This window comes from Bradyrhizobium elkanii USDA 76, assembly GCF_023278185.1.
Lineage (GTDB): Bacteria > Pseudomonadota > Alphaproteobacteria > Rhizobiales > Xanthobacteraceae > Bradyrhizobium > Bradyrhizobium elkanii.
In genome coordinates, this window is sequence record NZ_CP066356.1 from 894,148 (window position 1) to 912,659 (window position 18,512).

The following is an 18,512-nucleotide window of genomic DNA, read 5'->3' on the forward strand; positions in this document are numbered from 1 at the left end:
GCCAAGGGAAGCCTAATCGATTGACACGGCCGTGCGGTAGTGATCCGGTCATTCTACCAACCGTATCGGCATGGCGAGCGGGCCGGCTTGTTCGAGGCCGGCGAAGAATTACGCCGTCACTCTCATCCTCATATTCGTGGACGACCCCTGCGCGAAGGCTGCGTGCAGGACTGTTCCAGTTCGCAGCCACCGAGGAGTTTTGATGCACGTCCTTGTTCGCGACAACAATATCGACCAGGCACTTCGAGTCCTGAAGAAAAAGATGCAGCGCGAAGGCGTCTTCCGGGAGATGAAGCAACGCCGCGCCTATGAGAAGCCTTCGGAAAGAAAGACGCGAGAAAGATCGGAGGCCATTCGTCGGGCCCGCAAGCTCGCTCGGAAGCAGGCGATCCGCGAAGGATTGCTGCCGGCGCCTCCGAAGAAAAAGCTTCCAGAGCGCAAGCCGCCTTTGCCGCAGGTCACCGTCACCTAGCAAGGATATCGGCCGGGTTGACTCCGCTGAGGTAAAACGACCGGTCAGAATGGCACGTGAGACTTATCGAAGCCGGATGACCTTCAATTCGTTCAGTTGGATTGTGGCAGCTGGATATGTCTGGGAATCGGATGGGTTAGGGCGCTTATTGAGGAAATGAAAACCTATTTCACCCCTCGCTTGCTAGAGGTCACCGTGACGCCTCAAGCGCCCACGCGCTGGAAATGGCACGTTTCCGAAGCAAACGTTGAGCTGGCCTCCGGGTACGCGACCAGCCGAGAAACGGCACAAATCGAGGGGGATGACGCTCTATTCGCCATGCTCTCTGTGGGACCCGTCAAATGACTGCTAAGCGTCCAGGACTCCAACCAGCGCGCCAGATCCATTGAAAAGGCATTGCGAGGGAGAAGACGTCTGACCGTGTCAATAACGAGGAGCGAAATCCGCATACCATCTGTTGCCGGCGAAAGGAAACGCGGATGATCCGCTACTACTTCGACATCAGAGACGACAACGGTATTTATCCCGATGAGGAAGGGATGGAGTTTGCAACGCAGCGTGAAGCTGAAGTCGAGGCAGCCGAATCGCTGGCGGGCCTAGCGCGTGACCTCGCCACTCTGGACGATCGACCGGACCTCTCGGTTGAGGTGAGAACCGTTGTTGGACGCGTATTCCAAGCCGCCCTCATTTTCGACAGAAGCGAGACGAAGCAGTAACGGCGCTGCAGCTGGCGGCGTTGCTCGCTTTGGCGGCGGCTTCCGGCCAAGAGGTCGCGGCGACCGACATTAGTCTGCTTTCCAGCACGCTTTGCCGTTCGCGCAGCTCCCGCGCACGGCCTTCGACATCCGTCATTGCGCGGCGGATTTCCGTCGCCTTCTGCGCCGCCATCCCGCGATGCTTGTCGAGATCGAGCGGTTCGTCACTCATCTGGCATGCTCGCGTCGATCCGTTGGGCGTCCGCCAGATCGACCGGGCCAATGGAAAACATCTCCATCCTGGCGCCGTGCGAGGCTGCCGGCACGATCATCATGGTCGCAACGCGGCGATAAGACGCGAAGGAAAGTCCTTCGATCATCTCCTCGTCAGTGATGACCTCGTAGCGTCCGGCAGGGAGAGGGTGATCGATGCCTCTGATCTGAAACAAATGCTTGAAGGTGACGACTTCCCGTCGCGAGCGAGTTTTCATGTACGCCCGCCTTTTGCCAATGCTCGGGCGCCGCTGTCGGCTCGCCCATAAGCAACCATGCGCTCTTTCGGCCGCATTAGCTACCGCTTTCTCACCGTCCGATGTCGCGGCGCGGAACGCCTCAAGCGTTCGTTGTTCCGCCGGAGGACGCGTCATGACGTCCCATAACCGCCAATTCGTCGGCATCCATCGGTCACTGAGAGTTAAGTTTGCTCCCGCCAAAGACGACGAGCGTCCATTTTCATAGCTTCGCCTAGGTCGACTTTATTGTGCCGCCGGTGGTCGCCCCACTGTTTCTCCTGCTTTTGATTACTGTGATAGCTCTATGCCCCTCGCACCGAGCGAGAGGCGGATATAGGGCCTCACTGGAAACGTCTAATCTCGAAGGTGAACGTCGCCCGTAAGACCGGTCCATCTTCAGGAGCATCGATAGTGCAGCGTCGAACTTCATCCTTGGCCAAGTGTGCCAGCGCCAAGGTTGCTTCGTGCTGCATGGCCACCAACGAAACGAGATCGATCCCCTGTTCGTCGGGGATCATCTCGTCACCTTCGCGCTGATCGAAAAAGTACCTACGCATGCAAGTGCTCCCGAATAAGGCGGGAGCGCTGTAGCGTCTCTCTGTCACCGGAAAATGCCCAGGTCGGATCGGTGATGGTTGCCAAGCTAGCCGACTTCCAAGCATTCCTCAATCTTGGACGATGGGTCAGTTCGGATGGTGGTGAGGTTGGGGCTGGTATGTTGACCGGCCACGGCGCATACTCGACGAATGAAAAACCGCATCGGCTGGACGACTTGCCCCTCCATTGGCGGCAACTACGCAGTGGCCGAACTCCTCGAGGGTGGTGTAGTCGGCAATGGACTCATCACCTTCGCCACCAAGGCGCAGGCCCAGGAATTCATTGATTCTGGCCAGGCCGATGAGCTGGGGTTGCGTGGTTCTGTCCCCAAAAGCCGCGAATGACCACGCGCGACGAATGGACCGTAGACCTTGAGTGTCCACGTTGTGGGAGGCTGGACGTGTCGCGGCTCTCACAGGCGGATGGCTACGCCTATGTGAGGGGGGACATTGCTACACGCGCCGACCATGTGCCGGCCGGGTTCGCCTGCATTGATCCGGAGACCAGCAGCTTTCAGTGCTCGAAATGTCAGGTGCTAATACCGTGATGTTGCTGCCGCGAATGAGCGACAAGCGGGCCATCGCTATTCTTCGCGAATTGCACACTGCGGAGGAGTGTTTCGTGGGGGTAGCTGTCGCGCTGACCGGCGGTGACGGGGCCTGCCACATCGCGCTTCGCAAAGCGGCCCATTGTCGAGGACTTTATCCGATAAGCAGTGGAAGTAGCCAACTGTCGCAATCCCTCTCCAGCAGCGTTCACGACACGAGTGACAGTCTGCGTGCGCAGCCCGCCGCAGAGCAGAACGCCCTTTGCACCATCAAGCTAGCCATATAGCGTCCGTGTACAGGTTCTCGACAAGCTCGGATACCGAGACGGGCGACTACGACGACCAGCCGACTGTGTTCTTTCGAGCAGGTAGGGTGCCGGCTGAATTCGACTCGATGCCATGATGTCTATTTTGCGTCACTGCTTCTTCACGCTCGTCAACGGGAAGGATTTGGTGAGGCTCCTCCAATGCCCGAAGCCGTTCGATTTGCGCTCTGAGACTTTCCGGTTGTTCCAGCTCAAGCTTCAACGACGCGCGCAGTTGCTGGCCAACGACTTTAAGAATGGCTCGGCTGTGCTTGTGGTCTATGTCAATGCGGTGGGGCATAGCGAAGTCTCCTTTCGGCACAGAGAAAAGCGCCTGCCCCTCCCGCTGGCTTTTCGCCGGCGAGCACGGCTGCTCAATCAATGGATCCGGAGACCGGAACTTTTTGCTATCTGCGCGAGCGCTTGTATTTGCGAACAGCGGGTCTAGTTGTAGGAGCGTTTGGCTATCCGCGACATGCGCCGTGTAGTTGACGGCGAGCGACGATCTCATGAATCCAAGTCGTGCCTAGGCATTCCGTTCCTGATCTCGTTACCGCCTACGGCGGAGATAGTTCCGGCTTGCTGCCCACCAACCCTGGTTACGGACCCGTTGTTCGGTTTGGTGGTCGGGAGTGTCATTCGGCCTGCAAAATTTGCAAGCCGACTGACACCTCGGTGGCCCTTCCGGACAAATGTGCGTCTGGCTCAGGTCCGGTCTCGAGCGATTCCGGTCACAGGAGGGCGCGTTGCTCGGGGTATTGGACCGCTCAGCGGAGCTGACGAATTTCGTCCCGATTGCTTACTCGCCCGAGCCGGACGGACCGGGAGCTCCAGCCGCGGGCGCATATCGCGCTGTAGAATAAGAAATAAATGGCGCACCCGACACGATTCGAACATGTGACCTTTGCCTTCGGAGCAAGATAACGTGCCCATCCGAAGAATGCGATAGGGCACGCCACGCTACGCTATCCAGCTGAGACGACTGGATATTCTCAACAACAGAAGCGACGTTCCTATCCGCGACTACGCACTGACTTTCTCCCGCGTGCTTACGCACCGCTTACGCGAGAGACCGTGCCCGGAACAAAGGAACGTCATGGTCAAGATCACCAAAAGGGTTGTCGAAGCAGCGGAAGCCCAAGAGAAGGATTACGTCATCTGGGACGATGAACTTTCCGGCTTCGGGGTCCGGGTGTTCAGTTCCGGCAAGCGCAGCTACGTCATTCAGTATCGAATAGGAGGTCGCTCACGTCGCTACACAATTGGGCTTCACGGAGCCTGGACGCTGGAGACTGCACGCCGAGAGGCAAAGGTGCAACTCGGCCGGGTTGCTGGGGGCGATGATCCCGCCGAAGATCGCCGGCTTGATCACAAGGCGATTACCGTGAAGGAGCTGTGTGGCCGATACTTTGCCGATCTGCAGGCCGGCCTCATCCTCGGGAAAGGCGGGCGACCGAAGAAGGCCTCTACGATCGTCACCGACACGGGCCGTATCCATCGGCACATCATTCCGCTCATAGGGACCCGGCGGGTGAAGGATCTTACCAAGTCCGATATCAACAAGGTCCTCAAGGACATCATGGCCGGAAAAACGCGCGTTTCGGTCAAGACCAAGAAGCTGCGCGGAAAGGCCATCGTCCGAGGCGGCGCTGGAACGGCCACGCGCACCGTTGGTCTCCTTGGCGGCATTCTCACCTACGCCGTCGAAGCCGGCATCATTGAGAGCAACTCGGCGCATGGTGTCCGCAAGCCAAAGGACAATGTGCGAAAGCGTCGGCTCTCGGAGGCGGAGTACCGAATATTGGGTCGGATGCTCCGCGATGCCGCCAAGCAGGAGAAATACAGCACCATCGTGGACATCGTTCGCCAGCTTGCGCTGACCGGCTGCCGGCGCAGCGAAATGATTGGCTTGAAATGGGCGGAGGCCGACACCGAGGCGAGCTGCTTGCGGTTGGAGGACAGCAAGGAGGGTGATTCCATCCGTCCCATCGGGTTGCCTGTCGTCGAATATCTCGAGCGGCGGCGCACCGACCAAGTTGGCACGTACGTCTTTCCGGGGCAGGGGGGCGACAACGCGTTTGGCAGCTTCCCGAACCATTGGAAGCACATCTTCGAAGACTCCCCGCTTTCCGATGTTACTCCCCACGTCCTCCGTCACAGCTTCGCGAGCATCGCCAACGACCTTGGCTTCACCGAAGTAACCATCGCGGCGCTCATGGGCCATGCCAAGGGTTCGGTGACGAGCAAATACATCCATACGCTCGACACAGCGCTCATCATGGCTGCGGACACCATCTCCAGCTACATTCAGGGGCTTCTTGACGGCATTGAGTTCAAGCAAACCGCCTATGCGCTGGATCGCGACTCACGAAAAGCCGCGCTGGCCCGCTTCCTGAAGAGGGCTTCAGCTGGTCAGCAGGACGCCATCGAAGAAAAGTTTAACCTGGCTGCCTAGGTGAGGTGTTGTGCCAAACGTCTTATCGAACTTCAATCACGCAACGATGGAGTTCATCGTCAACTGACGGTAAGAGCCAACAGCCGGGCTCGCAGGTTGACGCAAATCAATCCCGAACGCGAGATCGGATTTAATTGTTCGAGCTGACTTGGACCGCGCAATGGGAGTAACAGACATGTCCTATTACTTCTCGAAATCCCTAAACGTTCCCCTTTCCGAGGCAGTGGAGAGGACAGTCGATGCACTGAAGTCACGCGGCTTCGGTATATTGACGAGGGTCGACGTTCAATCCGTGCTGAAGGACAAAATCGGGATCGACTTTCATCCTTACGTGATCCTCGGCGCCTGCAATCCAAAGATGGCCTATCAGGCGCTCCAGGCCGAAGACAAGATTGGAACGATGCTTCCATGCAACGTCATTGTTCAGGAAGTTGACGGCAAGACTGAAGTCGCTGCTGTGGACCCGGTCGCGTCAATGCAGGCGATTCAAAATCCAGCGCTTGAAGCCATCGCCGTCAAAGTTCGGGAGGACCTCAAGGCGGCCGTTCAGGCGACCTAAGTCCGGCTCGCGCGTTCGCCCTACCGGCAAGGGACATGATTTGGGTCAATATGACCCACGGCGGTACCGGTATCCTGCCGCATATGATCGAGATAAAGCCGACCCGCCACGAGCTTAAATCACGCCGGATCAATCTCGACACCGGGCGCGAAAACGTAGCCGTGATTTCGCGGCGCTCGACTGCCCTGCGCCCGGAAGTGTTTCGTGGCTTCAGCAGGGTCGAGTTGCGCAGCAACTCGAAAGTGTTGCTGGCGACCCTGCTGCTGACCGACGACGATAGCCTGGTGGGACCAAACGAGCTCGGGCTGGCGGAGCCTGCTTTCCACCGTTTTGCAGAACCGGTCGGCACTTATGTCTCGGTCACGCCCGCACCGTCCCCGGCGAGCCTGGACGCCGTGCGCGCAAAGATCCAGGGACGGACGCTTGGGGCTTCCGATATCGACGCAATCGTCGAAGACCTCACGCACTTTCGTTATTCGGACATGGAGATCGCCGCGTTCCTGGTCAGTTCGGCTGGCTTCATGACATCAGGAGAATTGCTTGCACTCACCAGGGCCATGTCCAAAGCCGGCACACAGCTCAAATGGAATGCGAACGTCATTGTCGACAAGCATTGCATCGGCGGTATTCCCGGCAATCGCACCTCCATGATCGTAGTGCCGATCGTGGCAGCGCATGGCCTGACCATCCCAAAGACCTCATCCCGCGCGATCACTTCGCCTGCCGGAACGGCCGATACGATGGAGGTGCTGGCGCGAGTTGATCTCAGTGTGGAGGCGATGAAGGAGGTCGTTGCGGCTTGTAATGGCTGCCTCGTTTGGGGAGGTCACGTCAACCTGTCGCCGGCCGACGATATTCTGATCGGTGTCGAACGGCCGCTCTCGCTCGACGCTCATGAGCAAATGGTTGCCTCCATCCTGTCTAAGAAGCTCGCAGCAGGCTCGACCCATCTTCTCATCGATCTGCCGATTGGACCCAATGCAAAGCTCACCAGCGCGTCGGAAGCAATGCGGCTGCGCAAGCTGTTCGAGTTCGTCGGCGATCATTTCGGCATTGAAACGGAGGTAGTGACGACCGACGGCCGGCAGCCGATAGGGTGCGGCATAGGCCCGGCGCTTGAGGCCCAGGATGTCATGGCGGTGCTTGCCAACGAACCTCTCGCGCCGCGCGATCTGCTCGAAAAGTCGTTGAGGCTTGCTGCCCATCTTCTGGAACGTGACCCGGCGCTGCGGGGCGGCGCTGGCTACGCCCGCGCACGCGAACTGCTGGAAAGCGGTGCCGCACTTCGACAGATGCAGAAGATCATCGAAGCCCAGGGGCCCACGCCGTATCGAGCCGAAGTGGGCACCCTGACAGCCGACATTCCCGCGGCGGTCGATGGCGTTGTATCCACCATCGATTGCCTTCGCCTCAACCGGGTGGCGCGTACGGCTGGCGCGCCGCTGGACAAGGGGGCCGGAATCAAGCTGTTCAGGAAGATCGGCGACCGTGTCGATCAAGGCGAGCCACTTTACCGCGTTCACGCGTTTGAACCGTCCCAGTTTGAGCTTGCGGTCGCCATGGCTCAGAACGACCCCGGCTATTTGATCGACGGTCACGACTCGCCTGGCGGGGTCAGAGCATGACCTGCGCCGCGATCCAGTGGATGCCGACCTCCGTCGCCATTGGCCGACAGCTCGCCGAGCGGCTTGGCGTCCCCGGGCATGAGATTGTCTTGCACCGATTTCCCGACGGAGAGCTGCGCGTTACCGTCGGGCCGGCCGCACCGACGACCATCATTTGCTGTTCGCTCAATGATCCGAACGAGAAGCTGATTGCGCTGTTGTTCGCGGCGGAAGCATTACGGCGTGGAGGAGCCCGACGGCTGGTGCTGGTTGCGCCGTATCTCGGCTACATGCGTCAGGACGCTGCGTTCTACGCCGGCGAAGCCATCAGCCAGCGCGCCATTGGTGATCTCTTCGCGAAGACCGTCGACCGTGTGATTACCGTGGAAGCGCATCTGCACCGCACCGCGACCTTGAACCACGTATTTCCCGGAATTGAGACCGACAATCTCACCGCGGCCTCGGTGATCGAATCGATGCTTCGCGCTGATACGCTAGACCCCACCACTCTCGTCGTCGGTCCCGACACAGAATCCCGGCCCTGGGTGAGCGATCTCGCCGGCCGGCTCGGGCTGGCCTTTGCCGTGGGCGAAAAGATCCGTCGCGGCGATCGTTCTGTGCAGATCGTCTTCTCCGATCCCGCACCGCTTCTGCAGCGTCCAGTGGTCCTCGTTGACGATATCGTCTCCTCGGGCGGCACGCTCATCGGCTGCGCTGAGGCGCTTGCATCATCCGGCGTCAGCTCAATCGATGCCGTGGTGATTCACGCGCTGTTCCCGCCGGAGCTGTTGAACGAGTTCAATCGCGCCGGCATCCGCTCGTTACGGTCCACCAACAGCGTGCCCCATCCGACCAACGCCATCGCCATGGATCACATTCTCGCCGACGCATTGCGGCGAGAGGTGGTCGGCACATCGATCGCGGAGAATAGAGTGTGAGCATCACCGTCCAGTTTTGCGGCGCAGCCCGCACCGTCACCGGTTCCTGCTACCTTTTCGACACGCCCACAGGGCGCCTCCTGGTCGATTGCGGCCTGTTTCAGGGGCCGAAAACGCTGAAGGGATTGAACTACGCCCCGTTTCCATTTCCTGCGGAGGAGATCGGCGCAGTGTTGCTGACGCACGCGCATATCGACCACAGCGGCCTATTGCCAAAGCTCAGACGCGAGGGCTTTTCGGGCCCCATTATGGCAACACGCGGCACGATCGACCTGTGTTCCTACATGCTTCCCGATGCGGGAAACATACAAGAGGCGGAGGTGGCCGCGCTAAATCGGAGAAATACCGCTCGCGGTCGTGATGAGGTCAAGCCCATTTACACACAGGCCGACGCAATTGCCACGCTCGATGCCTTTCGGCCGGTCGAATACCGGACATGGTTCGAAGCGATGCCAGGCGTCCGCGCCCGTTACTGGAACGCCGGCCACCTGCTTGGCTCTGCCTCGATCGAGATTGAATTTGCCGGCCAGGGTGCGGGCGGAATGCCGTTGCGCGTACTCGCATCCGGCGATCTCGGACCGGACGCCAAGTTACTGGAGCCGGACCCGGAGGCTCCGGCCGGTTTCGACTATGTCATTTCAGAGTCCACCTATGGCGACGGTGACCGCCCAGCGACAACCGCTTCACTCAGGCGCGCACACCTGGCACAGGAGGTGCGCGACGCCGCGGCCGCCAAGGGCGCGTTGCTTATTCCGGCCTTTGCCGTTGAGCGAACGCAAGAGCTGATCGTCGACCTTGTCTACCTGATGGAACGGGGAGAGATACCGACCGCGCCGATCTTTCTCGACTCTCCACTGGCGATCCGCGCGACTGAGGTGTTCCGCAAACACGCGGCCAGTTTCGACGCGGAGGTCGACGTCGATCGGCTCCTGGCTTCGCCGCAATTGCGATTCACCGAGACCGTCGACGAGAGCAAATCGATAGCCAGGCTATCCGGCTTTCACATCATCATCGCGGCTAGCGGGATGTGCGAGGCCGGTCGCATCCGGCATCATTTGAAGCGCTGGCTGTGGCGGCGTGAAGCTACCGTGCTGCTGGTCGGCTTCCAGGCGCAGGGTACGCTTGGACGATTCCTGCACGATGGCGCCAAGGCCGTCCGGATACAGGGCGACGAAGTCAAGGTCGCTGCGCGAATAAGGTATCTCGATGAATATTCCGGCCATGCCGACGGCCCCGAACTGGCTCGCTGGATTGCCTCGCGGCGACCGATTCATCGTGGCGTGTTCATCACCCACGGCGAGGAGCCCGCACTCAAAGGTCTTGTCGAACGAATAGCCGAGCGAACAATCCCGACGGCAAGCATCTTCAATCCGGTACTCGATGACATTTATGAGCTTTCCACGGCCGCACCGACGCCTCTCGACGTCGTGCGCCGGCGCCGGCTGGCTCCCGATGCCGTCGTCAATCTCGACTGGCACAACGATATGTCCAGGCTACTTCTCGATATCAACGAGCAGATCGAGGCAGCGGCGGACGACCGGGCGCGTGGCGTGATCATACGGAGATTGCGAAGAGCTCTCGAACAGGTGTGAAGCGCGCACCTGCAAACACATGTCGGCTGAGATCCATGCCCCTCTACGCGATCGTCACTTTGACGCCCGCGATACCTGCTCTGGCCACCATGCCGGTCGACCCAATGGCCACCTGACAAATAGCTGACATAGATCAACAGCCTCCCGTAAGCCGGAGAGTAGTATGTCTCCGCCCTGCCGGTGCAGTGCGTGCTGAGTCTCCGCTTCGCGGAGGCCTTGCGCGCTGGCTGCGTGGAGAGACTAATGACAGAATCTTGTCGCATGGGCCCGCGTTTGACGTCGTGGTCGAGCCGAGCTCGAATCATACTCGCATTGGCGTTAATCGGCCTGCCGTCCTTCGCGATGGCCGAGGACGCCATAAAGCTCACCCCCGAACAGGCAACGAGTCTCGGTGTTCGCGTCGTTCATCCGGTTGCGAGCCCGACCGACAAGACGCTGCCCTATCCCGCGCAGATCGTGATTCCCACACCGCAATTGTGGGTCGTGAGTAGTCCTGTAGCCGGCATGGTGACCGGCCTTTCAGTCGCGCGAGGAGACCGGGTGAGCGCGGGCCAACCGCTCGTTGTCATGGAGAGCCCAAGTTTCGTGTCGCAGCAACGCGATTACATGCAGGCAGTCGCGCAGGACATTCTGGCCACCCAGCAACTCAACCGGAACACCCAGCTTTTCCAGACAAATGCTGTCGCACAACGAGTTCTTGAGGCCAGCCAGACCGAAGCCCGGCAGGCCAGCATTCTGCTAGCGGAGCGGCGGCAGATGCTGCGGCTCAGTGGCCTCTCGGATGATGCAATCTCGAAGCTGACCAGCGAGGCCGCGATCAACGCAACCCTTTCGGTCTTCGCACCGCGGGCGGCGACTGTCGTCGATATAGTCGTCTCGCCCGGCCAACGGGTGGAGCAAACGGCTTCGCTTATCAAGCTCGCGCAGCTGTCTCCGCTATGGATCGAGATCGCCGTTCCGGCATCGAACATCCGCGCCATCAGACCGGGCGCGAAGGTCGAGGTTGAGGGTTATACAGTGCCCGGCCAGGTCGTGCTGATCTCGGAAACTGCCGATGCCGCGACCCAGACCATCCTTGTCCGCGCGGAAGTCCCCAATACGGGCGAGCTGCGGCCCGGGCAGACAGCCCAGGCGCGGATAGGTTTTGCTTCCTCGACTGAAAGCGCCTGGGAGCTTCCCTATAGCGCGCTGATCCGGCGTGGCGAGCAGGCTACTGTGTTCGTGGCGATACCCGGCGGTTTTCGTTTGGTCGCGGTGAAGCTCCTTGAGGAGGACCAGGACCACGTCGTGGTCTCCGGCCCGATCACCGACAAGGACGAGGTCGCCGCCGGCGGCATCTCCGCGTTGCGTGGAATCCTGCTTAAGCTCGGAGCCGGTTAGTCATGCTCAAGCGCCTTGTCGCATTTGCGCTTTCCCAGCGGCTGTTCGTTTCGCTTGGCGTGCTTCTGTTGATCGGCGCCGGGCTAGTCATGCTGCCGAGCCTGCCGATCGACGCGTTTCCGGATGTCTCGCCCGTCCAGGTCAAGGTCATCATGAAGGCGCCGGGTCTCACCCCGGAAGAGGTCGAGCAGCGGATCACCGTTCCGATCGAGCTTGAGCTGCTTGGGTTGCCAAACAAAAAGATCCTTCGGTCCACCACGAAATACGCGCTCGCGGACATCACCGTGGACTTCGAGGACGGCACCGACATCTATTGGGCGCGGAACCAGGTCACCGAACGCCTGTCCAACATCTCGCGCGACATGCCCGAAGGTGTAACCGGCGGGCTGGCCCCGATTACGAGCCCCCTCGGCGAAATGTTCATGTTCACCATCGACAGTCCGGATTTGTCGCTGGCTGAGCGACGCAGCCTGCTCGATTGGGTGATCCGACCCGCGCTGCGGACGGTTCCGGGTGTCGCGGACGTCAACGCGCTGGGCGGCCATGTCCGGGCGTTCGAGATCGGGCCCCTCAGCGATGCACTTGCGGCACGCGGCATTTCCTACGACCTGTTTCGGCGCGCGATCGATGCGAACAGCCGCAACGATGGCGCCGGTCGCGTCAACCAGGGCGAAGACAGCGCGTTGGTGCGGATCGAGGGCAGCATCCGTACGATCGAGGACATCAGGCAGATCGTTATCGACACGAAGGACGGAATTCCGATCCGGGTCAAGGATGTTGCCAGGGTCCAGGTGGGATCACTGACACGCTATGGGGCCGTCACGGCCGATGGTCGCGGCGAGACGGTCGAGGGACTTGTCCTTGGACTGCGCGGCGCCAACGCCCGCCAGCTCGTCAGCGATGTGCGCGCTCGCCTTGACGAGCTGAAGCCATGGCTACCCCAAGGTGTTTCCATCAATGTGTTCTACGATCGCAGTCGGCTCGTCGACCGCGCCGTCGGAACCGTCATCCGCGCGCTTGGCGAGGCAACGGTCTTGGTGATCGTCCTCCTGCTCCTGTTCCTCGGCAACTGGCGAGCCTCGCTGGTGATCGCCTTGAGCCTCCCGCTCGCGATCGTTATCGCACTGATCGTCATGCGCATCGTCGGTATGTCGGCGAACCTCATGAGCCTAGGGGGCCTTGCCATCGCCATCGGCATGCTGATCGATGCGCTAGTCGTGGTCGTCGAAAATGTGGTGGGAAATCTCAGCAAGGAACAGCAGGGAAAGGCCGCGCCGCTCGTTCATATCATATTCCGCTCGGTCTGCGAGGTGCTCCAGCCGGTCGCGTCGGGCGTGCTGATCATCATGATCGTGTTCGTGCCGCTGTTGACGCTACAGGGGCTCGAAGGAAAGTTGTTCATTCCCGTCGCGCTCGCGATCATTTTTGCACTGGGCGCCTCTCTTCTTCTGGCACTCACCGTAATTCCGGTCGCGACCTCATTTCTCCTCAAGAACGCGTCACATCATGAGCCGTGGCTGATCCGGATCGCATCACGCTTGTATGCACCAGCTCTCAACTGGGCGCTGAGCAATGAGCGCAAGGTGATCGTCGCCGCGGTGGCCGCGCTGGTTGCCGCAGGCTTCGCCTACACGCAGCTCGGCAAGACGTTCATGCCAACCATGGATGAAGGTGACACCATCGTCAGCGTCGAGGCGCTGCCATCCATCAATCTCGACGAAATGATTGCAATCAATGCCAGGCTTCAATCCGCCATCCTCGCGAAGGTGCCCGACGTCAAAGGCATCGTCGCCCGAACCGGATCAGACGAACTCGGGCTGGACCCGATGGGACCCAATCAGACTGATACGTTCCTGGTTCTGAAATCCGCAGAAGAGCGGAAGAACGCCGACAAATCAGCCCTGATCGAAGAGCTCCGGCAAGTGCTGGCCAATTTCCCCGGCCTGTCGCTCAGTTTCACTCAGCCAATCGACATGCGTGTGCAGGAGATGATCAGCGGTGTACGCGGCGATGTCGCTGTGAAGATCTTCGGACCCGATATCTCCAAGCTCAACGAGATTGCGAGCAAGCTGTCGGGCATTCTGTCCAGCATCGATGGCGCCGAAGACGTCTACACCACCCTCAACGAGGGCGCGCAATATTACACGGTTGCCGTGAATCGTATGGAAGCGGGACGTCTCGGCCTGACGGTCGACACCATCTCCAACTCGTTGCGCACCCAGATCGAAGGCCGCGCGATCGGCACCGTGCTGGAAGAAGGACGCCGCACTCCAATCTTGATTCGGGGCAGCGAAACGACGCGTGAAGCGCCCACGCTTCTGGCGAGCCTGCCGCTAACGCTCGCCAACGGCCAGCACGTCGCGCTCTCGCAGGTGGCGCGAATTCATCGGGTCGACGGCCCAGTCATCGTCAGCCGGGAGAATGGGTACCGAATGAGCATCGTGCGGGCCAATGTGCGTGGCCGCGACATGGTCGGCTTCGTCGAGGCGGCCAAGCAGAAGGTCGTGGCGGAATTGCTGCTGCCCCAGGGTTACCGGCTTACCTGGGGCGGCCAATTCGAAAATCAGCAACGCGCCGCGGCGCGCCTCTCGATCGTGGTGCCGGTTGCGATCGGGCTCATCTTCGTGCTGCTGTTCACCACCTTCGGGTCGATCCGGCAGGCGCTGCTGGTGCTGGTCAATATCCCGTTCGCCGTCATTGGCGGCGTCTTTGGGCTGGTTCTCACTCGCGAGTACCTCTCGGTTCCTGCGTCCGTCGGGTTCATCGCGCTGCTCGGCATCGCTGTGCTCAACGGCGTCGTGCTGGTCTCCTATTTCAACCAGCTCCGTGCCCACGGCGTGCCCGAGGGACGCATTGTCATTGACGGCGCCAAGCGCAGACTCCGGCCAGTTCTGATGACGGCGAGCATCACAGCCTTGGGCCTGGTTCCGCTTCTGTTTGCGACCGGGCCTGGATCGGAGGTCCAGCGCCCCCTGGCTATCGTGGTCGTTGGCGGACTGCTTTCGTCGACGGCTTTAACGCTGATCCTTCTGCCAATCCTGTATCGTCGGTTTGGCGGTATCGTGAAGGCGACCAAATGAGTGCCGAATTCGTCTGCCTTACACTCATCGCCGCACGTTCGCTTCGGGACGAGTTGTTCGACTTTCTCAGCGAACAACGCGATCTCGTGTCCGGCTTCACCGCCTCCGATGCCGCTGGACACGGTCCCGATATCCGATTGCAGACATCGGCCGAGCGGGTCAAAGGGCATGCCGACGAGTTGATGGTGCGGACAATTCTTCAGGCGCAAGAGGGAGCACAGTTGATCGAACGGCTGAAGACCGCCTTCGCCGGGTCGAGGATTGTCTACTGGATTATGCCCGTCTCAGACTTTGGCGTGATCGATGTCCCCAATCGATGAGGGGCCGCCGACCCGTGGCCGCTCCCCTCAGATCGGAGCGGGCATCATCTGGGGCGCTCTGGCGGGACACGGCCGGAGGTAAGCGCTTCGGCTCGGCCAAAATCCGCCTCTGCGCCGACCCGGTCGCCGATTTTCAACTTCAATGCTCCGCCTTCTCGGATCAAAGCCGCATTCTTCGGATCAGCTTTGATAACCACGTCAAGGTCGGCGATCGCGCGATCGAACAGGCCCTTGCGTGCGTAAGCCGTCACTCGAGCACCGAATGCCGCGAGATAGTCGGGCTTCAATTGAACGGCACGATCAAAATCTGCGATGGCACGATCGAAGTCGCCCTTGGCCGTCAAAGCGACGCCGCGATTGTTGATGGCGACGTAATAATCCGGCATCAGGCGGATCGCCCGATCATAATCCTCTATGGCTCGGTCGATCTCGCCATTCGATCTGAAGACCAGACCCCGATTGTTGTATGCAGCGACGAGTTGGGCGAGGACCCGCTCACCTGCCTTGATTATGGCGGTGCAACCTCGGATCGGACGATCAGACAAGAACTCGGCAGCGCGCGCGCAAGAGTCCCAGTCTTCGTCGCTTAAGGCTAAGGCCGACGACAGTGAAGGCGCTGCCAGCATCGCAATCATGGTTGCGCCAGCTACGATCAAACCGACCCTCGCGCGAGCCGTTCGTCCCGAGATCGGTCCAATCAACGTCGAAAGTAGACAACGCAAACGCCCTCTAGTTTAGAAAGCACACGAGTTTGGCTGATTTTGATGGTGCATCCAATATGGCAGGTCGCAGCTGACAGTTGGCTGACACACATGAACAGGCTCCCGTCGCCCGACTCAAATCGTTCGCTACCGATCATCGGGGCTGAAGCCAGCGTCAAGACAGCTTTGCAGACTTGGTTGTTCAGGTCCTAAGTCGCGTGCGCCAGAAGGGCTTCAGCGGTTCCAGCGCGACAAGGATCAGCAGCGCCGATCCCGTCGTCAGCGCAAGATCGTCGAGATGTAGCACGCCGAACCGGAACAGCTCGCGCAAGGCCGGAACGCTCAGGCACAGACCAAGCATCGCGCAAACCGCGAGCAGGATTGACAGTAGCGCCATATTTGGGCGAACCATCGCGAGCTTTAGGGACGAACCGAAAGAGCGGTTCACAAAGATCAGGCTGAAGATGCCAAGGATGAGCGCCACAAATGTGAGCGCGCGCACTTCGTCGTCGGGCATACCGTTCTTGAGCGCGAAGGCGAAAATGCCCCCGGCCATTGCAAAGGCAAGGCCGCCCTGCAACGCTCCCCAACCGATCAATGGAAGCGGCAATAGCGGTTCGGCCGGTGAGCGTGGCGGCCGACGCATCACATCTTCCTCCTCTTTTTCGGCCTCGAAGACCAGGGAGCAGACCGGGTCGATGACCAATTCAAGGAAAGCGATGTGGATAGGGCTGAAAATGATGGGCAATCCCAGAACAAGCGGTAGTATGGCGAGGCCAGCAATCGGCACGTGGACCGCAACAATGAAACTCATTGCCTTGCGGAGATTGTCATAGATCCGACGGCCCAGCCGGATCGCGGTGACGATCGATCCGAAATCATCATCGAGCAACACGATGGAGGAGGCTTCACGCGCGACATCCGTGCCGCGGCCGCCCATGGCGATGCCGATATGCGCCGCCTTCAACGACGGCGCGTCGTTGACGCCGTCGCCGGTCATTGCGACGATTTGCCCGTCGCCTTTCAGCGCTTCAACTATCCGCAGCTTTTGTTCGGGCACGATCCGCGCGAATACCGACGAGTTCCGCGTGCGTGAGATCAGCGCAGCATCGTCCTGTTTGCCAATCGTATCACCCGTCACCACCTCATTTGCCGCAAGGCCGGCCTGGCGCGCGATGGCAAGGGCGGTCGCCGGATAATCGCCGGTGATCATAACGACCCTGATGCCGGCCGACTGGCACTGCTGCACCGCGTCTGGAACACTTGCACGCAGCGGATCGGCGAAGCCAATAAGGCCGAGAAGTGTGAAGGTAAATTCGGTGGGAGCGTCGGGCAGGCCCTGCCCGATATGCTGAGTTTGCGCGACAGCCAGGACACGTAACCCTTCGGCCGCCATGGCGACCACGGAAGCTTCGAGATCGGTGCTTTCACTTTTCGAGAGCCGGCACAGCCGACCAATGGCCTCGGGAGCTCCCTTGGCTGCCACGATCGACGGCTCGCGGCCCTCCGGCGCCCAGACTTGCGTGACCGCGAGAAGCTCCGGCCTTAGTCCATAAGTCTTCACCAGCTTTGCGCCGGAAATCCGTGAATGACTTTCCTGTCCGGATAGGCTGTCCGCGAGGTCGCGGAGCGCCCTTTCCATTGGATCGAATGCTTCCGGAGCGCTAGCCAGAACGCCGTAGGTGACGACGTCGCGGAAGCTCTGCGCGGCCGGACCAGTGTCGCCGCGACGCCATTCACCTTCTGCCGTCCTTAGTTCAGCGACAGACATCCGATTTTCGGTCAGCGTGCCGGTCTTGTCCGTGCACAGCACGGTCGCCGATCCAAGGGTTTCGATCGCGGCTGAGCGCCGGGTCAAGACCCGGGCGCGTGAGATTCGCCATGCGCCCATCGCCATGAACACCGTGAGCACTACCGGAAACTCTTCCGGCAGCATCGACATGCCGATGGTAATTCCCGCCAGCAGCGCTTCCAGCCATCCGCCGCGGAAGAGTCCGTAGAGCACCATGACGATCACGCTGACGGTCCCGCCGCCGATCGCCGCCACCCGCACCAGACTGCGGGTCTGGGTCTGCAGTCGCGGCGCCTCTGGCTGGAGGCCGTGCAGCAGTTGACCGATCCTGCCCATTTGGCTGTTGGCGCCCGTAGCGATGACCTCTGCCGTGCCGCTGCCGCGAACCACCAATGAGCCGGAGTAGACGTAAGGCGAATCCTCACCGCCCGGAGCTGCCACAGCCCGCGCTGCGGTGGGCGACATCAGCTTGCGGACAGCTACGGACTCACCGGTCAATAAAGACTCGTCGGTCTGCAAGTCACGCGTTTCGAGCAGCAGTGCGTCGGCCGGAACACGGTCACCCTCAGCCAAAAGGATAACATCACCCCGCACCACTTCGCGTCCGGAGACCCGCTTGCGCACGCCGTCCCGAATGACCAGCGCGCGCGGGCTTGCCAGATCACGTAGCGCTTCGAGCACATGCTCGGTGCGGGTCTCCTGAACCACCGTAATTCCAATCGACAGCAGAGCAAAAGCAAGGAGGATCAGTGCCTCCTTGATATCTCCGAGAAGCAGATAGATGGCGCCGCCGCCAAGCAACAGGGCGAACATCGGCTCGCGCAGAACTTCCAGCACAATGCGGAATGGTGTTCGACGATCCGGCTGCGGCAGTTCGTTTGGTCCTTCGGCGGCGAATCGCACTTGAGCCTCGTTTTCGCTGAGGCCAGCCAGGTGTCCGGGTAAGCTGTCATCGACTTTCAT

At 60.4% G+C, this 18,512-nt stretch carries 17 protein-coding genes; 11 read left to right on the forward strand and 6 right to left on the reverse strand.

Going from position 1 to position 18,512, the window contains the following annotated elements:
* The first annotated feature begins 202 nt into the window (after nucleotides 1-202).
* Together rpsU and JEY66_RS04215 are read left to right on the forward strand one after the other, a co-directional pair.
* Nucleotides 203-472, forward strand: coding sequence for a 30S ribosomal protein S21 (gene rpsU / locus JEY66_RS04210; protein WP_018269030.1), 270 nt, complete (start codon nucleotides 203-205; stop codon nucleotides 470-472).
* A gap of 479 nt (nucleotides 473-951) precedes the next feature.
* Entirely contained in the window at nucleotides 952-1,188 is a 237-nt protein-coding gene (locus JEY66_RS04215) for a DUF6894 family protein (protein WP_016841186.1), read from the forward strand.
* On the opposite strand, the gene JEY66_RS04220 is transcribed toward JEY66_RS04215, so the two are convergent.
* The 3 genes from JEY66_RS04220 to JEY66_RS04230 all read right to left on the reverse strand — a co-directional run bounded on the left by JEY66_RS04220 (nucleotide 1,157) and on the right by JEY66_RS04230 (nucleotide 2,236).
* A complete protein-coding gene (locus tag JEY66_RS04220; RefSeq protein WP_075969383.1) occupies nucleotides 1,157-1,399 on the reverse strand; it encodes a hypothetical protein in 243 nt (80 codons plus the stop codon). The genes JEY66_RS04215 and JEY66_RS04220 overlap by 32 nt on opposite strands.
* Nucleotides 1,392-1,658 (reverse strand): hypothetical protein, encoded by a 267-nt coding sequence (locus JEY66_RS04225; RefSeq protein ID WP_016841185.1) that lies wholly within the window; start codon nucleotides 1,656-1,658, stop codon nucleotides 1,392-1,394. The genes JEY66_RS04220 and JEY66_RS04225 overlap by 8 nt, the downstream gene beginning before the upstream one ends.
* Nucleotides 1,659-2,020: 362 nt before the next feature.
* The gene (locus JEY66_RS04230; RefSeq protein ID WP_026191920.1) at nucleotides 2,021-2,236 is read right to left on the reverse strand and encodes a DUF6894 family protein; all 216 of its coding nucleotides are present in this window, start codon (nucleotides 2,234-2,236) and stop codon (nucleotides 2,021-2,023) included.
* Between the two features lie 189 nt (nucleotides 2,237-2,425).
* On the opposite strand from JEY66_RS04230, the gene JEY66_RS04235 reads away from it, so the two are divergent.
* On the forward strand, nucleotides 2,426-2,620 hold the full coding sequence (locus tag JEY66_RS04235; RefSeq protein ID WP_018269027.1) for a hypothetical protein: 195 nt from the start codon (nucleotides 2,426-2,428) through the stop codon (nucleotides 2,618-2,620).
* 536 nt (nucleotides 2,621-3,156) lie between these two features.
* On the opposite strand, the gene JEY66_RS04240 is transcribed toward JEY66_RS04235, so the two are convergent.
* Nucleotides 3,157-3,639: a hypothetical protein gene (locus tag JEY66_RS04240; protein ID WP_157183401.1), complete on the reverse strand. Its 483-nt coding sequence runs from the start codon at nucleotides 3,637-3,639 to the stop codon at nucleotides 3,157-3,159.
* 585 nt (nucleotides 3,640-4,224) lie between these two features.
* Between JEY66_RS04240 and JEY66_RS04245 the strand changes: the two genes are divergently transcribed.
* The 8 genes from JEY66_RS04245 to JEY66_RS04280 all read left to right on the forward strand — a co-directional run bounded on the left by JEY66_RS04245 (nucleotide 4,225) and on the right by JEY66_RS04280 (nucleotide 15,056).
* Nucleotides 4,225-5,583 carry a tyrosine-type recombinase/integrase gene (locus JEY66_RS04245; protein WP_018269025.1) on the forward strand — a complete coding sequence of 453 codons (1,359 nt, stop codon included), beginning with the start codon at nucleotides 4,225-4,227 and terminating at the stop codon, nucleotides 5,581-5,583.
* Nucleotides 5,584-5,758: 175 nt separating this feature from the next.
* Entirely contained in the window at nucleotides 5,759-6,142 is a 384-nt protein-coding gene (locus JEY66_RS04250; protein ID WP_026191919.1) for a DUF302 domain-containing protein, read from the forward strand.
* 83 nt (nucleotides 6,143-6,225) lie between these two features.
* Entirely contained in the window at nucleotides 6,226-7,767 is a 1,542-nt protein-coding gene (locus JEY66_RS04255; protein ID WP_026191918.1) for a thymidine phosphorylase family protein, read from the forward strand.
* Nucleotides 7,764-8,684, forward strand: a complete 921-nt coding sequence (locus tag JEY66_RS04260; RefSeq protein WP_018269023.1) for a ribose-phosphate pyrophosphokinase — start codon at nucleotides 7,764-7,766, stop codon at nucleotides 8,682-8,684. The genes JEY66_RS04255 and JEY66_RS04260 overlap by 4 nt, the downstream gene beginning before the upstream one ends.
* A complete protein-coding gene (locus JEY66_RS04265; protein WP_018269022.1) occupies nucleotides 8,681-10,276 on the forward strand; it encodes an MBL fold metallo-hydrolase RNA specificity domain-containing protein in 1,596 nt (531 codons plus the stop codon). The genes JEY66_RS04260 and JEY66_RS04265 overlap by 4 nt, the downstream gene beginning before the upstream one ends.
* 261 nt (nucleotides 10,277-10,537) lie before the next feature.
* Nucleotides 10,538-11,656 carry an efflux RND transporter periplasmic adaptor subunit gene (locus tag JEY66_RS04270; RefSeq protein ID WP_018269021.1) on the forward strand — a complete coding sequence of 373 codons (1,119 nt, stop codon included), beginning with the start codon at nucleotides 10,538-10,540 and terminating at the stop codon, nucleotides 11,654-11,656.
* Between the two features lie 2 nt (nucleotides 11,657-11,658).
* Nucleotides 11,659-14,736, forward strand: a complete 3,078-nt coding sequence (locus tag JEY66_RS04275; RefSeq protein WP_016847930.1) for an efflux RND transporter permease subunit — start codon at nucleotides 11,659-11,661, stop codon at nucleotides 14,734-14,736.
* The gene (locus tag JEY66_RS04280; protein WP_016847931.1) at nucleotides 14,733-15,056 is read left to right on the forward strand and encodes a DUF3240 family protein; all 324 of its coding nucleotides are present in this window, start codon (nucleotides 14,733-14,735) and stop codon (nucleotides 15,054-15,056) included. The genes JEY66_RS04275 and JEY66_RS04280 overlap by 4 nt, the downstream gene beginning before the upstream one ends.
* A 44-nt stretch (nucleotides 15,057-15,100) precedes the next feature.
* On the opposite strand, the gene JEY66_RS04285 is transcribed toward JEY66_RS04280, so the two are convergent.
* Nucleotides 15,101-15,691 (reverse strand): tetratricopeptide repeat protein, encoded by a 591-nt coding sequence (locus tag JEY66_RS04285; protein ID WP_018269020.1) that lies wholly within the window; start codon nucleotides 15,689-15,691, stop codon nucleotides 15,101-15,103.
* Between the two features lie 268 nt (nucleotides 15,692-15,959).
* Complete coding sequence (locus JEY66_RS04290) at nucleotides 15,960-18,512, reverse strand: cation-translocating P-type ATPase (protein ID WP_026191917.1); 2,553 nt, start codon at nucleotides 18,510-18,512, stop codon at nucleotides 15,960-15,962.

Bases quoted from the DNA above. Each gene is read 5' to 3' on its own strand.
- JEY66_RS04225 (WP_016841185.1), bottom strand. From the start codon at position 1,658: ATGAAAACTCGCTCGCGACGGGAAGTCGTCACCTTCAAGCATTTGTTT.
- JEY66_RS04215 (WP_016841186.1), top strand. From the start codon at position 952: ATGATCCGCTACTACTTCGACATCAGAGACGACAACGGTATTTATCCC.
- JEY66_RS04270 (WP_018269021.1), top strand. From the start codon at position 10,538: ATGGGCCCGCGTTTGACGTCGTGGTCGAGCCGAGCTCGAATCATACTC.
- JEY66_RS04280 (WP_016847931.1), top strand. From the start codon at position 14,733: ATGAGTGCCGAATTCGTCTGCCTTACACTCATCGCCGCACGTTCGCTT.
- JEY66_RS04230 (WP_026191920.1), bottom strand. From the start codon at position 2,236: ATGCGTAGGTACTTTTTCGATCAGCGCGAAGGTGACGAGATGATCCCC.
- JEY66_RS04260 (WP_018269023.1), top strand. From the start codon at position 7,764: ATGACCTGCGCCGCGATCCAGTGGATGCCGACCTCCGTCGCCATTGGC.
- rpsU (WP_018269030.1), top strand. From the start codon at position 203: ATGCACGTCCTTGTTCGCGACAACAATATCGACCAGGCACTTCGAGTC.
- JEY66_RS04275 (WP_016847930.1), top strand. From the start codon at position 11,659: ATGCTCAAGCGCCTTGTCGCATTTGCGCTTTCCCAGCGGCTGTTCGTT.
- JEY66_RS04250 (WP_026191919.1), top strand. From the start codon at position 5,759: ATGTCCTATTACTTCTCGAAATCCCTAAACGTTCCCCTTTCCGAGGCA.
- JEY66_RS04285 (WP_018269020.1), bottom strand. From the start codon at position 15,691: ATGATTGCGATGCTGGCAGCGCCTTCACTGTCGTCGGCCTTAGCCTTA.
- JEY66_RS04255 (WP_026191918.1), top strand. From the start codon at position 6,226: ATGATCGAGATAAAGCCGACCCGCCACGAGCTTAAATCACGCCGGATC.
- JEY66_RS04235 (WP_018269027.1), top strand. From the start codon at position 2,426: ATGAAAAACCGCATCGGCTGGACGACTTGCCCCTCCATTGGCGGCAAC.
- JEY66_RS04220 (WP_075969383.1), bottom strand. From the start codon at position 1,399: ATGAGTGACGAACCGCTCGATCTCGACAAGCATCGCGGGATGGCGGCG.
- JEY66_RS04245 (WP_018269025.1), top strand. From the start codon at position 4,225: ATGGTCAAGATCACCAAAAGGGTTGTCGAAGCAGCGGAAGCCCAAGAG.
- JEY66_RS04240 (WP_157183401.1), bottom strand. From the start codon at position 3,639: ATGAGATCGTCGCTCGCCGTCAACTACACGGCGCATGTCGCGGATAGC.
- JEY66_RS04290 (WP_026191917.1), bottom strand. From the start codon at position 18,512: ATGAAAGTCGATGACAGCTTACCCGGACACCTGGCTGGCCTCAGCGAA.